Annotated in this window: 16 protein-coding genes; 13 read left to right on the top strand and 3 right to left on the bottom strand. The window is 49.1% G+C overall.

Annotated features, from left to right (window positions below):
- Window positions 1-18: 18 nt before the first annotated feature.
- The 5 genes from ACO1NU_RS01450 to ACO1NU_RS01430 all read left to right on the top strand — a co-directional run bounded on the left by ACO1NU_RS01450 (window position 19) and on the right by ACO1NU_RS01430 (window position 8,262).
- Window positions 19-1,953, top strand: coding sequence for a glycoside hydrolase family 97 catalytic domain-containing protein (locus tag ACO1NU_RS01450; RefSeq protein ID WP_448816665.1), 1,935 nt, complete (start codon window positions 19-21; stop codon window positions 1,951-1,953).
- The gene (locus ACO1NU_RS01445; RefSeq protein WP_448816664.1) at window positions 1,950-3,491 is read left to right on the top strand and encodes a BNR repeat-containing protein; all 1,542 of its coding nucleotides are present in this window, start codon (window positions 1,950-1,952) and stop codon (window positions 3,489-3,491) included. The genes ACO1NU_RS01450 and ACO1NU_RS01445 overlap by 4 nt, the downstream gene beginning before the upstream one ends.
- Window positions 3,492-3,786: 295 nt before the next feature.
- Window positions 3,787-4,887, top strand: coding sequence for a glycoside hydrolase family 43 protein (locus ACO1NU_RS01440; RefSeq protein WP_448816663.1), 1,101 nt, complete (start codon window positions 3,787-3,789; stop codon window positions 4,885-4,887).
- A gap of 55 nt (window positions 4,888-4,942) precedes the next feature.
- Window positions 4,943-6,178, top strand: coding sequence for a DUF2264 domain-containing protein (locus tag ACO1NU_RS01435; RefSeq protein ID WP_448816662.1), 1,236 nt, complete (start codon window positions 4,943-4,945; stop codon window positions 6,176-6,178).
- Between the two features lie 65 nt (window positions 6,179-6,243).
- A complete protein-coding gene (locus ACO1NU_RS01430; protein WP_448816661.1) occupies window positions 6,244-8,262 on the top strand; it encodes a glycoside hydrolase family 88 protein in 2,019 nt (672 codons plus the stop codon).
- 45 nt (window positions 8,263-8,307) lie between these two features.
- Here the strand turns inward: ACO1NU_RS01430 and ACO1NU_RS01425 are convergent, their stop codons facing one another.
- Window positions 8,308-8,520, bottom strand: a complete 213-nt coding sequence (locus ACO1NU_RS01425; RefSeq protein ID WP_448816660.1) for a hypothetical protein — start codon at window positions 8,518-8,520, stop codon at window positions 8,308-8,310.
- A 164-nt stretch (window positions 8,521-8,684) separates the two neighbouring features.
- On the opposite strand from ACO1NU_RS01425, the gene ACO1NU_RS01420 reads away from it, so the two are divergent.
- From ACO1NU_RS01420 to ACO1NU_RS01385, 8 genes are all read left to right on the top strand, one after another.
- Window positions 8,685-8,792, top strand: a complete 108-nt coding sequence (locus ACO1NU_RS01420; protein ID WP_448816659.1) for a DUF6496 domain-containing protein — start codon at window positions 8,685-8,687, stop codon at window positions 8,790-8,792.
- Window positions 8,793-9,000: 208 nt separating this feature from the next.
- Window positions 9,001-9,495 carry a CHRD domain-containing protein gene (locus tag ACO1NU_RS01415; protein ID WP_448816658.1) on the top strand — a complete coding sequence of 165 codons (495 nt, stop codon included), beginning with the start codon at window positions 9,001-9,003 and terminating at the stop codon, window positions 9,493-9,495.
- Window positions 9,496-9,588: 93 nt separating this feature from the next.
- Window positions 9,589-9,963: a hypothetical protein gene (locus ACO1NU_RS01410; protein WP_448816657.1), complete on the top strand. Its 375-nt coding sequence runs from the start codon at window positions 9,589-9,591 to the stop codon at window positions 9,961-9,963.
- 10 nt (window positions 9,964-9,973) lie between these two features.
- The gene (locus ACO1NU_RS01405) at window positions 9,974-10,528 is read left to right on the top strand and encodes a YceI family protein (RefSeq protein ID WP_448816656.1); all 555 of its coding nucleotides are present in this window, start codon (window positions 9,974-9,976) and stop codon (window positions 10,526-10,528) included.
- Window positions 10,529-10,553: 25 nt separating this feature from the next.
- On the top strand, window positions 10,554-11,513 hold the full coding sequence (locus ACO1NU_RS01400) for a DUF5777 family beta-barrel protein (protein ID WP_448816655.1): 960 nt from the start codon (window positions 10,554-10,556) through the stop codon (window positions 11,511-11,513).
- 59 nt (window positions 11,514-11,572) lie between these two features.
- Window positions 11,573-12,202, top strand: a complete 630-nt coding sequence (locus ACO1NU_RS01395; RefSeq protein ID WP_448816654.1) for an RNA polymerase sigma factor — start codon at window positions 11,573-11,575, stop codon at window positions 12,200-12,202.
- Window positions 12,195-13,430 carry a hypothetical protein gene (locus tag ACO1NU_RS01390; RefSeq protein WP_448816653.1) on the top strand — a complete coding sequence of 412 codons (1,236 nt, stop codon included), beginning with the start codon at window positions 12,195-12,197 and terminating at the stop codon, window positions 13,428-13,430. The genes ACO1NU_RS01395 and ACO1NU_RS01390 overlap by 8 nt, the downstream gene beginning before the upstream one ends.
- Before the next feature lie 136 nt (window positions 13,431-13,566).
- Complete coding sequence (locus ACO1NU_RS01385; protein WP_448816652.1) at window positions 13,567-14,478, top strand: YihY/virulence factor BrkB family protein; 912 nt, start codon at window positions 13,567-13,569, stop codon at window positions 14,476-14,478.
- On the opposite strand, the gene ACO1NU_RS01380 is transcribed toward ACO1NU_RS01385, so the two are convergent.
- Both ACO1NU_RS01380 and ACO1NU_RS01375 read right to left on the bottom strand, forming a co-directional pair.
- Complete coding sequence (locus ACO1NU_RS01380; RefSeq protein WP_448816651.1) at window positions 14,462-15,052, bottom strand: hypothetical protein; 591 nt, start codon at window positions 15,050-15,052, stop codon at window positions 14,462-14,464. The genes ACO1NU_RS01385 and ACO1NU_RS01380 overlap by 17 nt on opposite strands.
- Complete coding sequence (locus tag ACO1NU_RS01375) at window positions 15,022-16,107, bottom strand: glycosyltransferase family 39 protein (protein ID WP_448816650.1); 1,086 nt, start codon at window positions 16,105-16,107, stop codon at window positions 15,022-15,024. The genes ACO1NU_RS01380 and ACO1NU_RS01375 overlap by 31 nt, the downstream gene beginning before the upstream one ends.
- Window positions 16,108-16,112 lie beyond the last annotated feature (5 nt).

The raw sequence follows: 16,112 nt of genomic DNA, 5'->3' as shown, positions 1-16,112 counted from the left end.
TTTAACAACCCAATGATAATGATTAAAGAGCTACGGAGATTCAGCTTCTTCCTGCTGCTGGCCGGGTCATCCGCTATGGCGCAGGTCAAGACTTTCAAGTTATCGAGTCCGAACGACAAGATCGTCTTGACTTTTACTCTGAACAGTAAAGGTGAACCCAGCTACGCGGTTTCACGAAACAATGTAGAGGCCATCGAAACATCAAAGCTTGGCCTGGTGCGCTCGGATGGCGACTACACACGGGCGCTTCGGCTGAGCTCCGCATCCGGTATCGAAAGTTTAGCTGGACAATATGAAACGCTTGTCGGAAAGCGCCGTATTAACCGTTATGTCGCCAAACAACAAGTCTTCCATTTAAGCAACGGCGCAGGGAAACCCCTGGATATTATCTTCCGCATATCAAATGATGGCGTCGCTTTCCGGTACTATTTCCCGGGACAATCGGCAGACATCAAACAGATCACGAACGAAGTAAGCTCCTTCAATTTTCCCGGAAGTGCCAGAGGCTGGCTGCAGCCCATGGCCGATGCGCAAACCGGATGGGAGCGCACCAATCCATCTTACGAAGAGAATTACGAGCAGGGAATTCCGGTAGGGAGGAAGTCTCCTATCCGGGCAGGCTGGGTATTCCCTGCTTTGTTTCAGAATGGCGATACCTGGGTACTTATCACCGAATCTGCCTCTGAGGGGAACTACGCGGGCACCAGGTTAAAACCCGACTCTCCGGGAGGGGAGTATAGCATCGGCTTCCCGCAATCGCCCGAAGTGTTTTCACCGGGAGCAGCACTGCTCCCCGCATCAAAATTGCCCTGGTACACTCCCTGGCGGATCATCGCGCTGGGAAGTCTCAAGACTATCGTCGAATCCAGTCTGGGCACAGATGTGGCTAAGCCGACTATGGAGCTCGATCTTTCCTATATCAAACCCGGGAAATCTGCGTGGAGTTGGGTGCTCATGAAAGATGATTCTACCGTTTATCATGTGCAGAAACGTTTTATAGATTATGCCGCCGATATGAACTGGGAGTATCTCCTGATCGATGCGGAATGGGATAAGCGGATCGGATATGAAAAGATCGCCGAGCTCGCGGAATATGCGCAGACAAAGAAGGTCGGCTTGCTCCTTTGGTATAACTCGGCAGGAGCCTGGAATGGCGCTCCCTTTACACCGCGTGATATGATGCTCACCAGGGAAAGCCGCAGAGCGGAGTTTGCCAAACTGCAGAAGATGGGGATCAAGGGTGTGAAGATTGACTTCTTCGGCGGAGATGGCCAGTCGTTCATGCAATACTATCTCGACATTCTCAAGGACGCAGCAGATCACAAGATCCTTGTCAACTTTCATGGAACAACCTTGCCGAGGGGACTGCAGATTACCTACCCCAATCTGATGACCATGGAGTCAGTCAAAGGTATGGAGTTTCGCACCTTTGCTCAGGAAGCAGAAGATATGCAACCTGCCCACTGTACCACTATTCCCTTCACCAGGAATGTATTTGACCCGATGGATTACACTCCGATGGTCCTGCATAAGATTCCGAATATTAAACGGAAAACGACCAACGGCTTTGAACTTGCACTTCCCATTCTGTTTACTTCAGGAATTCAGCATCTGGCAGAAACGCCTGAAGGTATGTCACATGTCCCCGACTATGTGAAGGAGCATCTGAGGAACCTTCCCTCTACATGGGACGACGTTCGCTTCATCGATGGCTTCCCGGGTAAGCGGGTGGTCATCGCCCGGAAGTCCGGAAATCGCTGGTATGTAGCCGGTATAAACGGTGAAAAGGAAAGCAGGGAGTTTACTCTCGATTTGTCATTCATTCCCGGTACAGGAAAGATGATCACGGACGGAGAGGAGGATCTATCCTTCGCGAAATCCGATGTTGTGCCCTCCCGTACAACAAGCTTGAAAGTGAAACCCGCAGGTGGATTTGTCATGGTATTCGAATGATGGTCATCAAATCACGCATACGCCGGTCACTCTGGAGTGTAGTTCCAGAGTGTATTGTTGAAGTTAAATTTAAAGCCTTGAGAGCTTCTTTTTTATTCAGAACGCGTAAGTGCTCTCTTCGAGTGCAAAATGCGCTTAAATCAGCTAGAAATGCGTTGTATGGCAAGAGTTCGGCCCCTGGTGGCTTCTTCTCGATCGAAAACCTATTCGGCAGCCGCGTGATTGCCTTGATTCCGCTGCTGTTCGCAGGCTTGGAAATGTTGTACGCCCAGGATTTGAAGCTCGGGCAGAATGTCAATCTCAGCTATGTAGGCGATGGCTGGGCCAATAACTCGGTCAACGCCGTGATCTTTCGTAAGAACTCATTGGTCAGCTGGCGCGATACCCAGTTTGTCGCCTATTATGACAAGGATATGAACGTCATCCTCGGCAAACGCCGCCAGGGGGAGGATAGCTGGAAAATTAAAAAAACACCTTATACCGGTAATGCGGCCGACGCCCACAATTCGATCAGCATCATGGTCGACGGCGATGGTTATCTCCACATGTCCTGGGATCACCACGGCCATCCGCTTCGCTACTGCAGGAGCATAGCTCCGGGCTCGCTGGAGATGACTGAAAAAATGCAAATGACGGGGCTGGTCGAGCAGAATGTCACCTATCCGGAGTTCTACAAACTTGCTGATGGAAACCTCCTGTTCCTATACCGGAACGGTGCTTCGGGGAAAGGCGACCTCGTGGTCAACCGGTACGACAAGGGTACGAAAACGTGGACTCAGCTTCATCGCAACCTCATCGATGGAGAGGGGAAACGCAACGCCTACTGCCAATCTTCGATCGACCGCAACGGCACCATGCACATCTCCTGGGTTTGGCGAGAGACCCCCGATGTAGCAAGCAATCACGACATGGCTTATGCCCGATCCAGGGATGGCGGACGTACATGGGAGAAGTCTACAGGGGAGCAATACAGAATCCCAATTACTAAAGAATCAGCTGAATATGCTTGTTTAATTCCACAAAAAAGTGAGCTGATCAACCAGACGTCCATGGCAAATGACAAAGCAGGGAATCCATACATCGCGACCTACTGGAGAGAGGCTGGATCAAGGGTCCCGCAATACCATATCATCTACCACAATGGCAAGAAATGGCAAACGATCTCTCCATGCTTCCGCAAGGCTGCCTTCAGCCTGAGCGGTGCGGGCACCAAGGCAATCCCCATCTCACGTCCGCAGATAATGGTCACAGGCTCCGGCCGCAGGGCTGCTATTCTCATGGTTTTCAGGGATGAAGAACGGGGTAGCAAGGTGTCTGCGCTCCGCATAAACGACCTCAAAAGAAAGCGCTGGAGCGTGAGTGATCTCACATCAGCCTCGGTTGGCTCCTGGGAGCCAACATTCGATACCGAGCTATGGGAAAAAAGGAAAATCCTGAACCTTTTTCTGCAGAATGTAACGCAGGTAGACGGAGAAGGAAAAGCCGAAGTGGCGGCACAGCCGGTCTGTGTTCTGGAGTTTGATCCAGGTAAAGGCTAGGGATTAACGATAAATTAATTGTATATGTATGTGAATTCAATGATCTGATTATATGAAAAGTATATAACGGGATATGTCATGATGGCATATCGATATGTAGTTTATCCTATTTAGGTTTTCTCTTTTGTGCGTGGAGTGTCTGCAGCAAATTGGTTGTGCTCCCCCCAAAGCCCTCACTTGACGAGATTATTCATGAACATTATCTGATGGTCCCCTTAACTATGCCATTTACCCCCCTTTCAAAAATGTTTCGCTTTACGATCTTGCATCTTACTGAACCTCCACAAAAGATCTTATGAAAGGAATTTTAAGGCGTCTCTCTCGCAGGATAAAAGACAAGGTGTCTCTTTTAACCCTGCTGTTTTCTTATACTTCAGGCTTTGGTCAGGTTAATATCAGGAGTAGTGTTACTAATGCCGATGGCATCATGTGTAAACTACATCTTACCGTCCTCACACTGCTTGTCGCGGCCGTATCAACACCGGCAGCTGCCCAAACATTAAAGCAATTTTCGCCTGGGATCATCTGGAAGGACACTCAGGGAGAAGTCATAAATGCTCACGGCGGGGGCGTGCTTTTTTCCAGGGGCACCTACTATTGGTACGGAGAAAAACGCGGCCAACGTGCTTCCGAAGGAGTGAACGTTTACTCCTCTAAGGATCTTTATAACTGGAAGGCCGAAGGTCTGGCGCTCTCCCCTGACGAATCTCCGGAGAGCGACATTACCAGAGGCTGTCTGATGGAGCGCCCCAAAGTGATCTACAATGAGAAGACAGGAAAGTACGTCATGTGGTTCCATTTGGAACTAAAAGGACAGGGATACGACGCGGCCCGTGCAGCAGTGGCGATCAGTGATCGCCCAACAGGCCCATTTAAGTTTCTGAAAAGTTTTCGTCCAAACGGTAACATGTCCAGAGATATGACGCTGTTTGTCGATCATGACAGAACCGCTTATCACATCTATTCTTCAAGAGATAACTATGATCTGCGCATTGCAAAGCTGACCGGCGACTATCTCAGCCCTACAACAGAAGACAAGCTGCTGTTCAGCCAGCATCGTGAAGCTCCAGCGATTTTCAGACTAAACAACCTGTATTACATGATCACGAGTGGATGCACCGGATGGGCACCCAATAGGGCGAGTGTGCATGTCGCATCATCGATATGGGGCCCCTGGGAAGATAAGGGAGATCCGATGCATGGTCCTGATGCTGCCACGACCTTTGGCGGACAGTCAACCTTTATTTTACCCGTCCAGGGAAAGAAGAACAAGTTCATCTTTATGGCTGATAAATGGAATCCCAAGGATTTAAAAGATAGCCGGTATCTCTGGCTTCCGGCAGAAGTCAAGGACGATGGGTTGAGTATTACATGGTACGACAGCTGGAAATTGTAAAAACTGTGCGGATATTGATATCTTGCCTATCGCTTACCAAGCAACCTCTAAGACAATGAAGTTCCAAACATTATTTTTCCTCACCCTGGGGCTGTTCCTGAACACCACCCTCCAGGCACAAACCAAAAGGCACGCTCAAACTGACGACAGGAAGTTTTGGCTCAGTCACCTTGACCGCGTATCGCGGCCCGTTCTGCAGAACCTGGCTGCTGACAAGCTGAAGCAGAACATGCGGGTAATATTATCCGACCGTATCGACAACAAGGCACAACGCACCAAAGTAGCCTATCTTGAAGCGTTCGGACGAACATTAAGCGGGATAGCTCCCTGGCTGAATGCCGAAGGTGGTACCACGGAAGAACAGGCCTTGCGGAATCAATATCGTGAATGGGCGCTTAAAGCTATCGCCAACGCGGTTAATCCGGCCGCAAAAGACTATCTGCAGTGGGAGGGTGGACAGCCGCTGGTAGATGCTTCGTTCTTTGCGTTGGGGCTTATCCGCTGTCCCTGGCTTTGGACGAACCTGGATAAGCAGGTACAGCAACAGGTTCAAACGGCACTGCTTGCCACTCGCAAGACCGTTCCCGTTTATACCAACTGGATCCTTTTTTCAGGAATGATTGAAGCTTTTTTCTGTAAATACGGAATGGATTATGACGATGTCAGGATAGAGTACAGCATTCGGGAATTCGCTGAACACTGGTATACGGGAGACGGAATGTATTCGGACGGTATGCAGTTCAGCCTCGACTACTACAACAGCTACGTGATACAACCCTATATGGCGGCTATTCTGGAGGTCATCAATCAAAAGAACGACAGGTACAACTGGTACAAGGCGGATTTCGGCAAGATCACACAACGCTTTGCAGAGCATCAGGAGCGCTTTATTAATGCCGACGGTAGCTTTCCGGTCACAGGTCGATCAATTACCTACCGCGGCGGAGCTTTTCACCACCTGGCAGACGTGGCGTATCGCAAGAGTCTCCCAAATTCTTTGAAACCTGCCCAGGTCAGAGGCGCTTTGACGGCTGTTATCCGTAAAACATTTGAAAGAGCCGACACCTTCACCAAAGACGGTTGGCTAACCATCGGATTATATGGAAGTCAGCCACGGCTGGGAGACTTTTATATCACCACCGGAAGCCTCTATCTCTGCGCCGATATCCTCCTGCCTCTTGGCTTGTCTCCGGAAGATGAGTTCTGGTCAGCGAAGGCTGAACCCTGGACATCTGCTAAAGTATGGAATGGGCAGGATGTTCCGGCCGACCATGCACTTCACCTGAAATAAAAAAGGCAATCCAACAAGAATAAGCGGGCGGGAGACGCCTTACACTCAATTATAACAATGTGACCATGAATAAACTCGTATTAAATGTCAGCCTGGCCCTTTTGCTTGTGTTAAGCTCCTGTGCTGTCAAGAAACACAGCCAGCAGTCACTCGCAGGTTCCAAAGGGGAGGTCCTGGAGATCATCAACCGCGTGAACCGGTACTGGCAGAATACCCATCCTGAACCTGGAAACGCCTTCTGGCATGTGGCCGCCTATCATACCGGCAACATGGAAGCCTATGCGATTACGAAGAACGAAGAATATCGGAAGTACTCAGAAAAGTGGGCAGAGGCAAACCAATGGAAAGGAGCCAAATCAGATAATAAAGCCGAGTGGAAGTACAATTACGGGGAGAAGGACGAGTATGTGCTGTTTGGCGACTGGCAGATCTGCTTTCAGACCTATATTGATCTGTATAAACTCGACAAGGACCCAAAGAAGATAGCGCGTGCTATTGAAGTTATGGAGTACCAGATGAGTACCCCTAACAAGGATTACTGGTGGTGGGCAGACGGCCTGTATATGGTTATGCCGGTGATGACCAAACTTCATCAGGTAACCGGCAATAAGCTCTATCTGGAGAAGCTCCACGAATACCTCAGCTACGCCAACAGCATCATGTATGATCAGGAGGCAAAGCTTTACTATCGTGATGCGAAATACGTCTATCCTAAGCATAAAAGTGCGAACGGCAAAAAGGATTTCTGGGCCAGGGGAGATGGTTGGGTGTTTGCGGGACTCGCCAAGGTATTGAAAGACCTGCCCTATAATGACGCCCATCGGAATGAATATCTCAGCAGGTTCCAGGACATGGCCCAGGCCATTAAAGGCTCTCAACAACCCGAAGGTTATTGGACGAGGAGCATGCTGGATCCTGAACATGCTCCCGGACCGGAGACCAGCGGTACCGCATTCTTTACCTACGGCATGTTATGGGGGATCAACAATGGCATTCTTGACCAGCAGGAATACATGCCGGTGGTCAGCAAAGCATGGAATTACCTCAGCACTCAGGCCCTGCAGGCCGACGGGAAGATCGGCTTCGTTCAGCCTATAGGTGAGCGCGCCATCCCCGGTCAGGTGGTCGACAGAAACTCCACAGCCGACTTTGGCGTAGGTGCATTTCTCCTGGCCGCTTCCGAGATGTACAGGCACCTGAATAACGCGAGCGTCCCTTCAGCAGTGCTGCCGGGAGTTTATGCGGATCCGCACATTGCAGCCTTTGGCGATAAGTTCTACCTGTATCCAACCACCGATGGCACCGAAGGCTGGATGTCCGACCATTTTACGGCGTGGTCATCCAAAGATCTGGTCAACTGGAAGAAAGAAGGTACCATCCTTGACCTTAAGAAGGATCTCAGCTGGGCGAAAGAGCGGGCATGGGCGCCTGCTATCGCCACGAAGAACGGCAAGTATTATTACTACTACTCTGCGGACGTCAACATCGGCGTAGCCGTAGCCGATAAGCCGACAGGTCCCTTCAAAGATCCGCTTGGTAAACCGCTGGTCCCCAGAGCAACCTACAAAGGTCAGATGATCGACCCCATGGTCTTTGTTGACGATGATGGTTCCGCATATCTCTATTTCGGACAAGGCAGCTGCCATGTGGTCAAGCTGAACGATGATATGATCTCTTTTGATCCGGCTCAACTGAAGAGCTTCAAGACCGAAGGATATAACGAAGGAGCATTCGTGTTCAAAAGGAAAGGAAAATATTACCTGATGTGGTCAGAGTACGACACGCGCGATCCGCGTTATTCAGTCGCTTATGCCACATCCGATTCACCTATGGGGCCATTTGTAAAGGCTGGGAAGAATCCGGTGTTGAAAGGAGAAGGTATTGTAAAAGGAGCAGGACATCATTCCGTGGTACAAGTACCCGGAAGAGACGAATGGTACATTGCCTATCACCGGTTTAGAATCCCTGGAGGTAACGGCTATAACCGCGAAACCTGTATCTCACCGATGCGTTTTGATGAGCAGGGCGCTATTCTGCCTGTAGATGTATTTGAGCCGGCAAAGTCGGTTATAATAAGCCGCTAGGTAGAATGGATAAAAAAAGAGGGCATGATTCCATGCCCTCTTTTTTTATCCATTCTTTTCGGAAGGATCCTTGTCTTCCGAATTCTTTTTTGACTCTACACGCTTATCTTCGTCTTTGAGAATCTCCTGCGCCAGCGGCGTGAGCTCGGTATTCTCTCCGATGGTATCATCACCTGCGTCTGTCGTATCATTCCTGCTCTCTGCAGATCCGGTATTTTCTTCCGGCAGCTCGTTGTTGTTCAATTCCTGATTTTCCATAGCTAGTAGTTTATTTCAGTATAAAAGAAAAAGCTTCGGGCATTTGTTTGCCTGAAGTGTTTTTCTTGTTATCTCATTCGGTCGTCATCAATTGGGTAAACCTATCCAGCTCTGCGGTGATCTATGATTAGAAAATTTACAAGGTTAAACTTACACGATAGCATATGGCAAAGTATTCAAAAAAAGCAGGAGAGCAGGTAGAAGAAACCATGCACAAGATGAAGGAGGGCAAGCTCAATGCCGCTTCTTATCCCACCCGCGGGTTCGTCTGACGTCCGGTCCGCAAGTCCCCCTTGGATTTAGCAAATGCACTTTTAAAAGAACGGCCCATCATTCTTCCTTATCGATCAGCATCAAAAAAAATAAAATATTTTTTCGCCAGGCAGCAACTGCTGTTTGCGCTCCGTAACGTAAATAGATGTGCTGCAGCATCAAATCCTTCTTTGATAATAACATGATTCAAATCTTAAACTCAAGACCATGAAAAAAGCGTTTGATGTTGTAGGAGGAAAGGTGTTTCCTTTTATTTTGCTCTTTCTTTCTGTAGGCTGCTTATCCTGTGGCAAAGATGATGATTCTAGCAGTCCGCCAACCAATATTACCTATTCCGGCAGCTTCGTCAAGTCGAAAGATAACGTGGTGACCACAGCCACTGGAACGACCACGGCTGTTTTCAACCCGCTGACGAGGGAACTTTCGTACGAGCTGAGCTGGACCGGACTAAGCAGTAATGCCGTAGGTATGCACTTTCATGATGCCGGACCGATCATCATTGATATCAAAGAACACTCCAATGGAATGAGCGGCACAGCTTCGGGCAAGGCTATCCTCACCATCGAACAGGTGAACGATCTGAATGCCGGAAAGATATATTCCCAAATCCACAGCCAGAACTATCCGGGTGGTGAAGTGATCGCCACGATGATGAAGAGCGGCACCGCACCAAGTATGTCGGGAGCAGGTTCCGGATATTAAGTGTATGGCCAGTTCGGCTGATCTGCCCGGTATGTTCCTCCTGGCGACTGAATATACCGGGCTTTCGCCCACCAGCAATGAAAAACGAACCCAATGAAAAGATACCTGAAACTTACTGCTGTTTTACTGATCCTTTATTACGGTTGTACAAAGACGGCGCCGGAGAGCGAAGAGGAAGCTCCGCAAACTGGGTGCAAACCTGCATTTCCCGGGATGAATGTCACGTATGAAAACTACGTGAAAAATGTCATTGCTATCAATTGCACACGTGCCTGCCACAAAGGGGGCAACTCCATGGGACCGGGGAACTTTACCAGCTATGCAGGTGTGCGAGCTTATGTCGATAAGTTTCCCGCCAGGGTGATTTCTGATCAGGCCGACATGCCGATGGGGAGGGCTCCTCTGCCCAAATCTACCCGCGACTCGCTTAATGCATGGATAGGAAACTGCAGTCCCGAGGGGCTATAAAACGAACGATATGAAAATAGGACTCACCTTCTTAATCCTGTTCGGCTGGCCCCTGGTAGGCTGGTCGCAGGACCTTTATGTTGCGCGCAGAATGGCATTCAGCTTTTTCTCGGAAGCGCCGATGGAAGATATCAGCGCGAAGACCGATAAAGGTGTTTCTGCTCTGAACGTTTCCAGCAGGGCAATCTATTTCAAAGTTCCGATCCGTTCGTTTGAATTCAGAAAAAGTCTGATGAAGCAGCATTTCAATGAGAACTATCTGGAGAGTGAAAAGTATCCGGTGGCCGAATTCAAAGGCAATGTTCTGGAGAATATCGATCCAAAGAAGGATGGCACATTCCCGGTCACCGTTCAGGGAAAGTTGAATATCCACGGAGTGATCAAAGATTACAGCGTGAGAGGTGAACTACAGGTCTCGAACGGTAGCATCGCCGCGAATGCGAAGTTCCCGGTGAAACTGGAAGATCACCGTATCAAAATTCCTTCACTCGTGATAAGAAACATTGCCGAGATCGTGGATGTACAGGTCTCTGCCGTTTATGGACCTTCAGCTCAAACGAAATAGACAAGAAACCCTTAAATCAGCGACTATGAAATTCATGCTTTCTCTTCTTTTTAGCTGTGCCTTTTTCGCAGTTTCGAATGCGCAGGATGACTTAAGTAAGCTCGTGAGCGACTCCACTATGGAAGAGCACGTGCCGGTGATCGGCACATTTAAGTCGCCCCATATCATCAACGGGCAGTCCAACGAAACGGTGAACAAGCACGATCTGATCTTTATGGTCATGCACCGGTTTGGGGATATAGCCGGGTCGAACGGAGGAGTGGAGAATTTCTTCGGTCTGGATAATTCTTCCGATATCCTGATCGGGTTCAACTATGGAATCTCTGATAAATGGAGTGCAGGTTTTGGCCGGGTGAAAGGAGCGCCCAATGGTACCGGTACAAACCAGCGACAGATTGTTTATGTGAACATGAAGTACAGGGTGCTGCATCAGACGGAGGATGACCACGTACCCCTGTCGCTGACTTTATTTGGAGATGCTGCGGTTTCCACGATGCACAAGCTCGATCAGGTGACGTCCGACGCTGCCTTTACTAGCTTCGGTGACCGGATGAGCTATATCACTCAGGTTATTATCGCACGAAAGTTCAGCGATAAGCTTTCCCTTGCGCTCACGCCAACCTACGTCAGGCGCAATTATGTTCCTTTTATGGATATGAATAACAGCATGGCCATAGGGCTGGGCGGACGCTTAAGATTTAGTAAAAGAATGGCTTTTGTTGCTGATTTTTTTCATAACTTCAGAACTAAGGAAAGCAAGGATTACTTCAAAGATCAGAAGGGTTTCAAATTTCACAATCCGCTCGGGGTGGGACTGGAAATTGAGACAGGCGGACACGTTTTCAACATGATCTTTACGAATGCTGCTGCTATTCTGGAGAACCAATTTATTCCCAATACAAGTACCTCCTGGGGCGATGGCGAGTTTCGCTGGGGTTTCAGCATTTCACGGACATTTAGTTTATTTCAGTCTAAGAACAAATGAAAACGGTTAACTGGATTTTTTCTCGAAAACGCGTACAAGCCAGCTGGTAAATATCCTCAATGGAAGAAAGGTTATTGCGTCTCCTGGACGGATGTTTAAAAAACGACCGGAATAGTCAGAAGCTACTCTATCAGGAGTTCTATAACTTTGCTATGAACATTTGTTTGCGTTATACCAGCAACCGGTATGAAGCCTCGGAAGTATTGAACGACGGCTTCTTCAAAGCTTTCTTAAATCTTGCTAAATTCGATCGGGCGAGGCCTTTTAAAGCCTGGCTAGGTAGGATCATGCATAATACGTCCATCGACTACTATAGGACCAATCTGAAGGTCGCCTTTATGGAGGATCTGGATCATGCGGACGCGATGGAAAGTGATATCTCTGCCGAGCATCAGCTGGATTATGAGGATCTGCTGGCCGTGATCCGGAGGCTTCCTAATGCGTACCGGATGGTTTTCAACTTGTATGAAATTGATGGCTACTCGCATGAGGAGATTGCGGGAATGTTAAAGATCAGTGCAGGAACGTCCAGGTCAAACTTGTTCAAAGCAAAAAAGAAGCTTCAGGAACTGGTGTCTTTGCATGCTTCGGCTAAGCTCAAAGATCAGCATACAGAAGCGAAAGTAGTTGCCTTGCGGCAGCCAGATAAAAATGTGATTGTTAATAAAAACCGGGCACAAGATGAGTAGCGACAACCCTAAGCATATGTTCAGGGATGGGTTAGATCCCGACCGTGATCATTCAGCTTCGCTGGAGGATGACTGGTCTGTGCTGGCGAGTCGCCTCGATAAGCATGATGCTGGCACGCGCAGGATGATGTGGGTAAAGCGGATTGGGGCCGTTGCTGCGATGCTCCTGGTATTACTTACCTGGGTACTGACCCGGGATAAAGATCTGGAGGTGCCGGCAAATCCGGTTGCGAAGCAAGGCAAGACAACTGAGGGAAAAGCCGGGCAGACAGAGCAGTCGCCGGGGAACAAAGCTCCGGAAAACGGATCAATCACCGGAGTAGGGCCTGCCGGCGAGCCGGGAGGGCTGCGCTCCCCAGGTTCGAAGATATTGGTGCCCAAAGCTGTATCGGCCGGAAATCGTGAAGCCTTCGCGAAGCAGGAGACCAGCGGCCGGCATCAGAAAGAGTTAACTAACGAATGGACTGAGAGGAGATCGCTGGAATATCACGGGCTGCTGAGCCAGCCCGTGGTGCCCGGCGATGTAAAGTCATTGCCGTTGCCTGAGATCCGCATAGCGGGAGTCCGGGCTCCGGAAGAGACCTATCTCGCGGCGGAAAACCTTGAGATACGCCGTGGCCTGAAGGTTCCACTGAGTATCAGCGTGATGTATGCTCCGGCTTTGAACGGCATCAACAACTATAAGGAGGCCCGGGTGGGGAGCGACTATGGTTTGTTGTTGACTGTGGCTCTCTCTGAAAAATGGAGTCTGAGCACCGGGGCGATTTATGCCAAGAAGCTGTATGATAGTGATTTCAGTAGTTATAATCCCGAAAATAAAGCGTCTTACCCCTATATCCCGGAGAGAGTCTATACCGATTGCCGGGTGCTGGATCTGCCTTTGAATGTGAGCTATACCTTGATTAACAAAGGCAGGAATACGGTAACGGTAGGAACTGGTGTATCCTCTTATCTGATGTTGAGAGAAGACTACCGGTTTACGTACACTCAGCAGAGTGGTCTGGGCGATTATGACTATTCAATCCGCAACAAGAATAAACATGCTTTTAGTGTGATTAATTTGGATGCGAGGTATGTACGTCGTATAAACAACAAGTTGGGAATCGGATTTCAGCCTTACCTGAAAATACCGGTTGCGGATATAGGTTACGGGCATGTCAGACTGCATTCATTAGGTATGGCCGTCAACCTGAACCTGAGTGTTGGAAGCAAGGTGGAAAAGAAGTAGTATCTTTCTCCTCCCGCTTGCAAACCTCTTATTTCTTATTTTTGAAGCCTGCGGGAACAATTTGACTGAAAACGGATTAATATAGCATCTGTTGAAGAAGATCAGCACCAGCGTAGCTTAGAAAATCAAAGAAAGATTGAAACAAACCCTCCTAGTAACCAGTATTTTAAAACCTCTGAAGCAGGCTATTCAGGTGTTTTCGGCAAACGATCCTCTGCGAATGGCTGCGGCGACAGCGTTCTTCACCCTATTTGCATTGCCACCCATTCTGGTGATCATCACCCAGGTGTTAGGTTTGATCGTAAATGAGCAGATTATCCGTGAGGTGTTTAAAAACCTTTCTATGGTGATCGGGCGGAGCAGTACTGTCCAGATCACCGACACCCTGAGAGCGATCAGAGATATGGCGAGTAATGAGTATATCACTATTGTGGGTATGGTCATTCTGATCTTTGTGGCTACGAATCTCTTCAAGATTATCAAGGACTCGATCAATCAGGTCTGGAAAATCAAGATGGTGGCGAAGCAGCGGTTCAGCGGGACCATGCGATCAAGGTGGCAGGCACTCATCATCATCGTGTTTACCGGTTTCCTCTTTCTGCTTGCTATACTCATGGAAGGAATGCAGACCTACCTGAAGGAGGTGGTGGAAGGTTTGTTACCCTGGTTGGCGGAGTATCTGAACAGTATTTTTAGCTATATTTTCTCCATCGTAGTCGTGACGGCCTGGTTCGTGATCATTTTCAGGTACCTGCCCGACGGTACGCCATCCTGGAATGTCGCTTTTGCAGGTGCGCTTTTTACCAGCGTACTCTTCAATATCGGCAAGTTCTTGCTGCGCGTATTACTTCTTCAGAGTAATATCGGGAGTTTATACGGCGCTTCTGCAGCCATCGTACTTCTCCTTCTGTTTGTGTTTTACTCTTCTCTGATCCTCTATTTCGGTGCTTCTTTTACGCAGGCCTGGGCAGATTGTCACGATGCGCCTATTGAACCGAAGCCGGGTGCGGTGCGCTATAAATGGGTGGAGATCACCGAGCGGAGCTAAAGTCGAACAGGGATACATTCACTTCAGGGAAGACCTTGCTTGCCTTTTCAGTGGCGCGGCTCCTGAGTGCCCTGTACAGGAACTCTCCGGGCTGCGAATGGTTGTACCAGTCGGGTTTGCTTTCTATCTCTCCGATATCATTCCAAAGTTTCTTATTATAGACAACCCACACCCGCCTGTTTCCTTTAAACTTGGTAAAGTCGGGCTCCAGATGCTGGATATAGTCCGAGGGGCTGACAGATTCGAATTTGACATCGCTGCCTTCTATTGCATTGTACCGCAGCTGATAGGCTTTCTTGTAGTAGCGGTAAGCGTAGTTCATATTCCAATAAACATAGACGACGTCGCCCTCCCGGAAATTTTCGTTCACGTACAGTAATGCTTCTTTCTGGTAAGACTTTTTGTAGCGGCCAAAGACGTCCGGTTTGATCATCTCCTGAGTGGAGGCGCTGAATCCACCCAGCAAGAGGAGGAATGGCAGGATGTATTTTCCCTTCCGCAGCACAGGTATGGTTGCTATAGCATGGTCGCATCCCCGGGCAATCAGCAGGAAGGCAAGAGGGGACAGGAACACCAGCAGGCGTTCAAAAAGGGATACAGCTCCAGGGCAGAAGCCGCAAGAGTAAGCACGAAGGGAAGAACCATTAACAGGAGTGCCTGTTTGTCTGTCTTGGAAAAGGCATAAATCCCCGTAAGCAGCATCGCAATGGGCAAGAACGACATCTTGAGGATTGTCCGGAGGATGGTGTTTTCAGCGTTGTTGAAGTTCCAAAGCAGGCCCAGTGGGTAGTCGAGCATAGTATAAAGATGATGTATCAGCCATTGTGGTGTATCGGGCGACCAGCGTGGCATAAAGCTGTTGTAGTGCCTGAACCAGTAGAGGAGCCATTCCTCGCTGTTTTGTTTACTGGTGATGAGTGCATAATGGAGAGCGAAGCTGAAGAACCAGATTGAAAAAGGCAGGCATGTGCGCCAGAGGTTCTTCCATTCTCGTTTATAGAGCAGGTGCAGGCATACTGCTGCGCCTATTCCCGTCAGAATGAACACAGAGGAGTACGAAAACCAAAGGACTGCAGCTGCCATACCCCATAGAATCCTGTCACGTGGTTCTTCCTTTCCATTGAAGCGTACAAAAAGCCAGAGGCAGAGTACCGTGGCGAGCAGCTCCATGCTGTACTGCTTCACTTCCACTGCATGATAGACCAGGGGAGGGGCTACCGCCATGATTCCCAAGGCGACGATCTGTCCTGTCGGTCTCAGCCAATGGCGGCATACGGGGACAAAGAAGCAGAGAGCAGCGATTCCGCTGAGCAAAGACACCAGACGCAAAGCCTGTTCCTGATCACCGAAGAGGATTGCAGAGAACTTAACCATCCAGAGAAATCCGATCGGCGTTTTTTGCTGGTATTCGAGAAGAGGAGCAGTAAGCTGCTGGAAGGTAGAAGAGAGGACGTTCAGGGCCACATAGATCTCGTCAAGCCACAAAGATCTGTTATCCAGGAAGTGAAAACCCCGAAATACTATGCCCAGTAGTAGCAGCGTATATAAAATGTATTTGGGAGCTGACAGCCCCCTCTCCGGCCGGGCAGGGGCGTCTTTCGTAAGCTCCGCGGGTTTTGAATAAGGCATATTGA

This window comes from Arcticibacter sp., assembly GCF_053551015.1.
This window is presented reverse-complemented; position numbering and strand designations above follow the sequence as displayed.

Bases quoted from the DNA above. Each gene is read 5' to 3' on its own strand.
- ACO1NU_RS01425 (WP_448816660.1), bottom strand. From the start codon at position 8,520: ATGGAAAATCAGGAATTGAACAACAACGAGCTGCCGGAAGAAAATACC.
- ACO1NU_RS01435 (WP_448816662.1), top strand. From the start codon at position 4,943: ATGAAGTTCCAAACATTATTTTTCCTCACCCTGGGGCTGTTCCTGAAC.
- ACO1NU_RS01400 (WP_448816655.1), top strand. From the start codon at position 10,554: ATGAAATTCATGCTTTCTCTTCTTTTTAGCTGTGCCTTTTTCGCAGTT.
- ACO1NU_RS01415 (WP_448816658.1), top strand. From the start codon at position 9,001: ATGAAAAAAGCGTTTGATGTTGTAGGAGGAAAGGTGTTTCCTTTTATT.
- ACO1NU_RS01375 (WP_448816650.1), bottom strand. From the start codon at position 16,107: ATGCCTTATTCAAAACCCGCGGAGCTTACGAAAGACGCCCCTGCCCGG.
- ACO1NU_RS01405 (WP_448816656.1), top strand. From the start codon at position 9,974: ATGAAAATAGGACTCACCTTCTTAATCCTGTTCGGCTGGCCCCTGGTA.
- ACO1NU_RS01395 (WP_448816654.1), top strand. From the start codon at position 11,573: ATGGAAGAAAGGTTATTGCGTCTCCTGGACGGATGTTTAAAAAACGAC.
- ACO1NU_RS01390 (WP_448816653.1), top strand. From the start codon at position 12,195: ATGAGTAGCGACAACCCTAAGCATATGTTCAGGGATGGGTTAGATCCC.
- ACO1NU_RS01440 (WP_448816663.1), top strand. From the start codon at position 3,787: ATGAAAGGAATTTTAAGGCGTCTCTCTCGCAGGATAAAAGACAAGGTG.
- ACO1NU_RS01445 (WP_448816664.1), top strand. From the start codon at position 1,950: ATGATGGTCATCAAATCACGCATACGCCGGTCACTCTGGAGTGTAGTT.
- ACO1NU_RS01420 (WP_448816659.1), top strand. From the start codon at position 8,685: ATGGCAAAGTATTCAAAAAAAGCAGGAGAGCAGGTAGAAGAAACCATG.
- ACO1NU_RS01410 (WP_448816657.1), top strand. From the start codon at position 9,589: ATGAAAAGATACCTGAAACTTACTGCTGTTTTACTGATCCTTTATTAC.
- ACO1NU_RS01450 (WP_448816665.1), top strand. From the start codon at position 19: ATGATTAAAGAGCTACGGAGATTCAGCTTCTTCCTGCTGCTGGCCGGG.
- ACO1NU_RS01430 (WP_448816661.1), top strand. From the start codon at position 6,244: ATGAATAAACTCGTATTAAATGTCAGCCTGGCCCTTTTGCTTGTGTTA.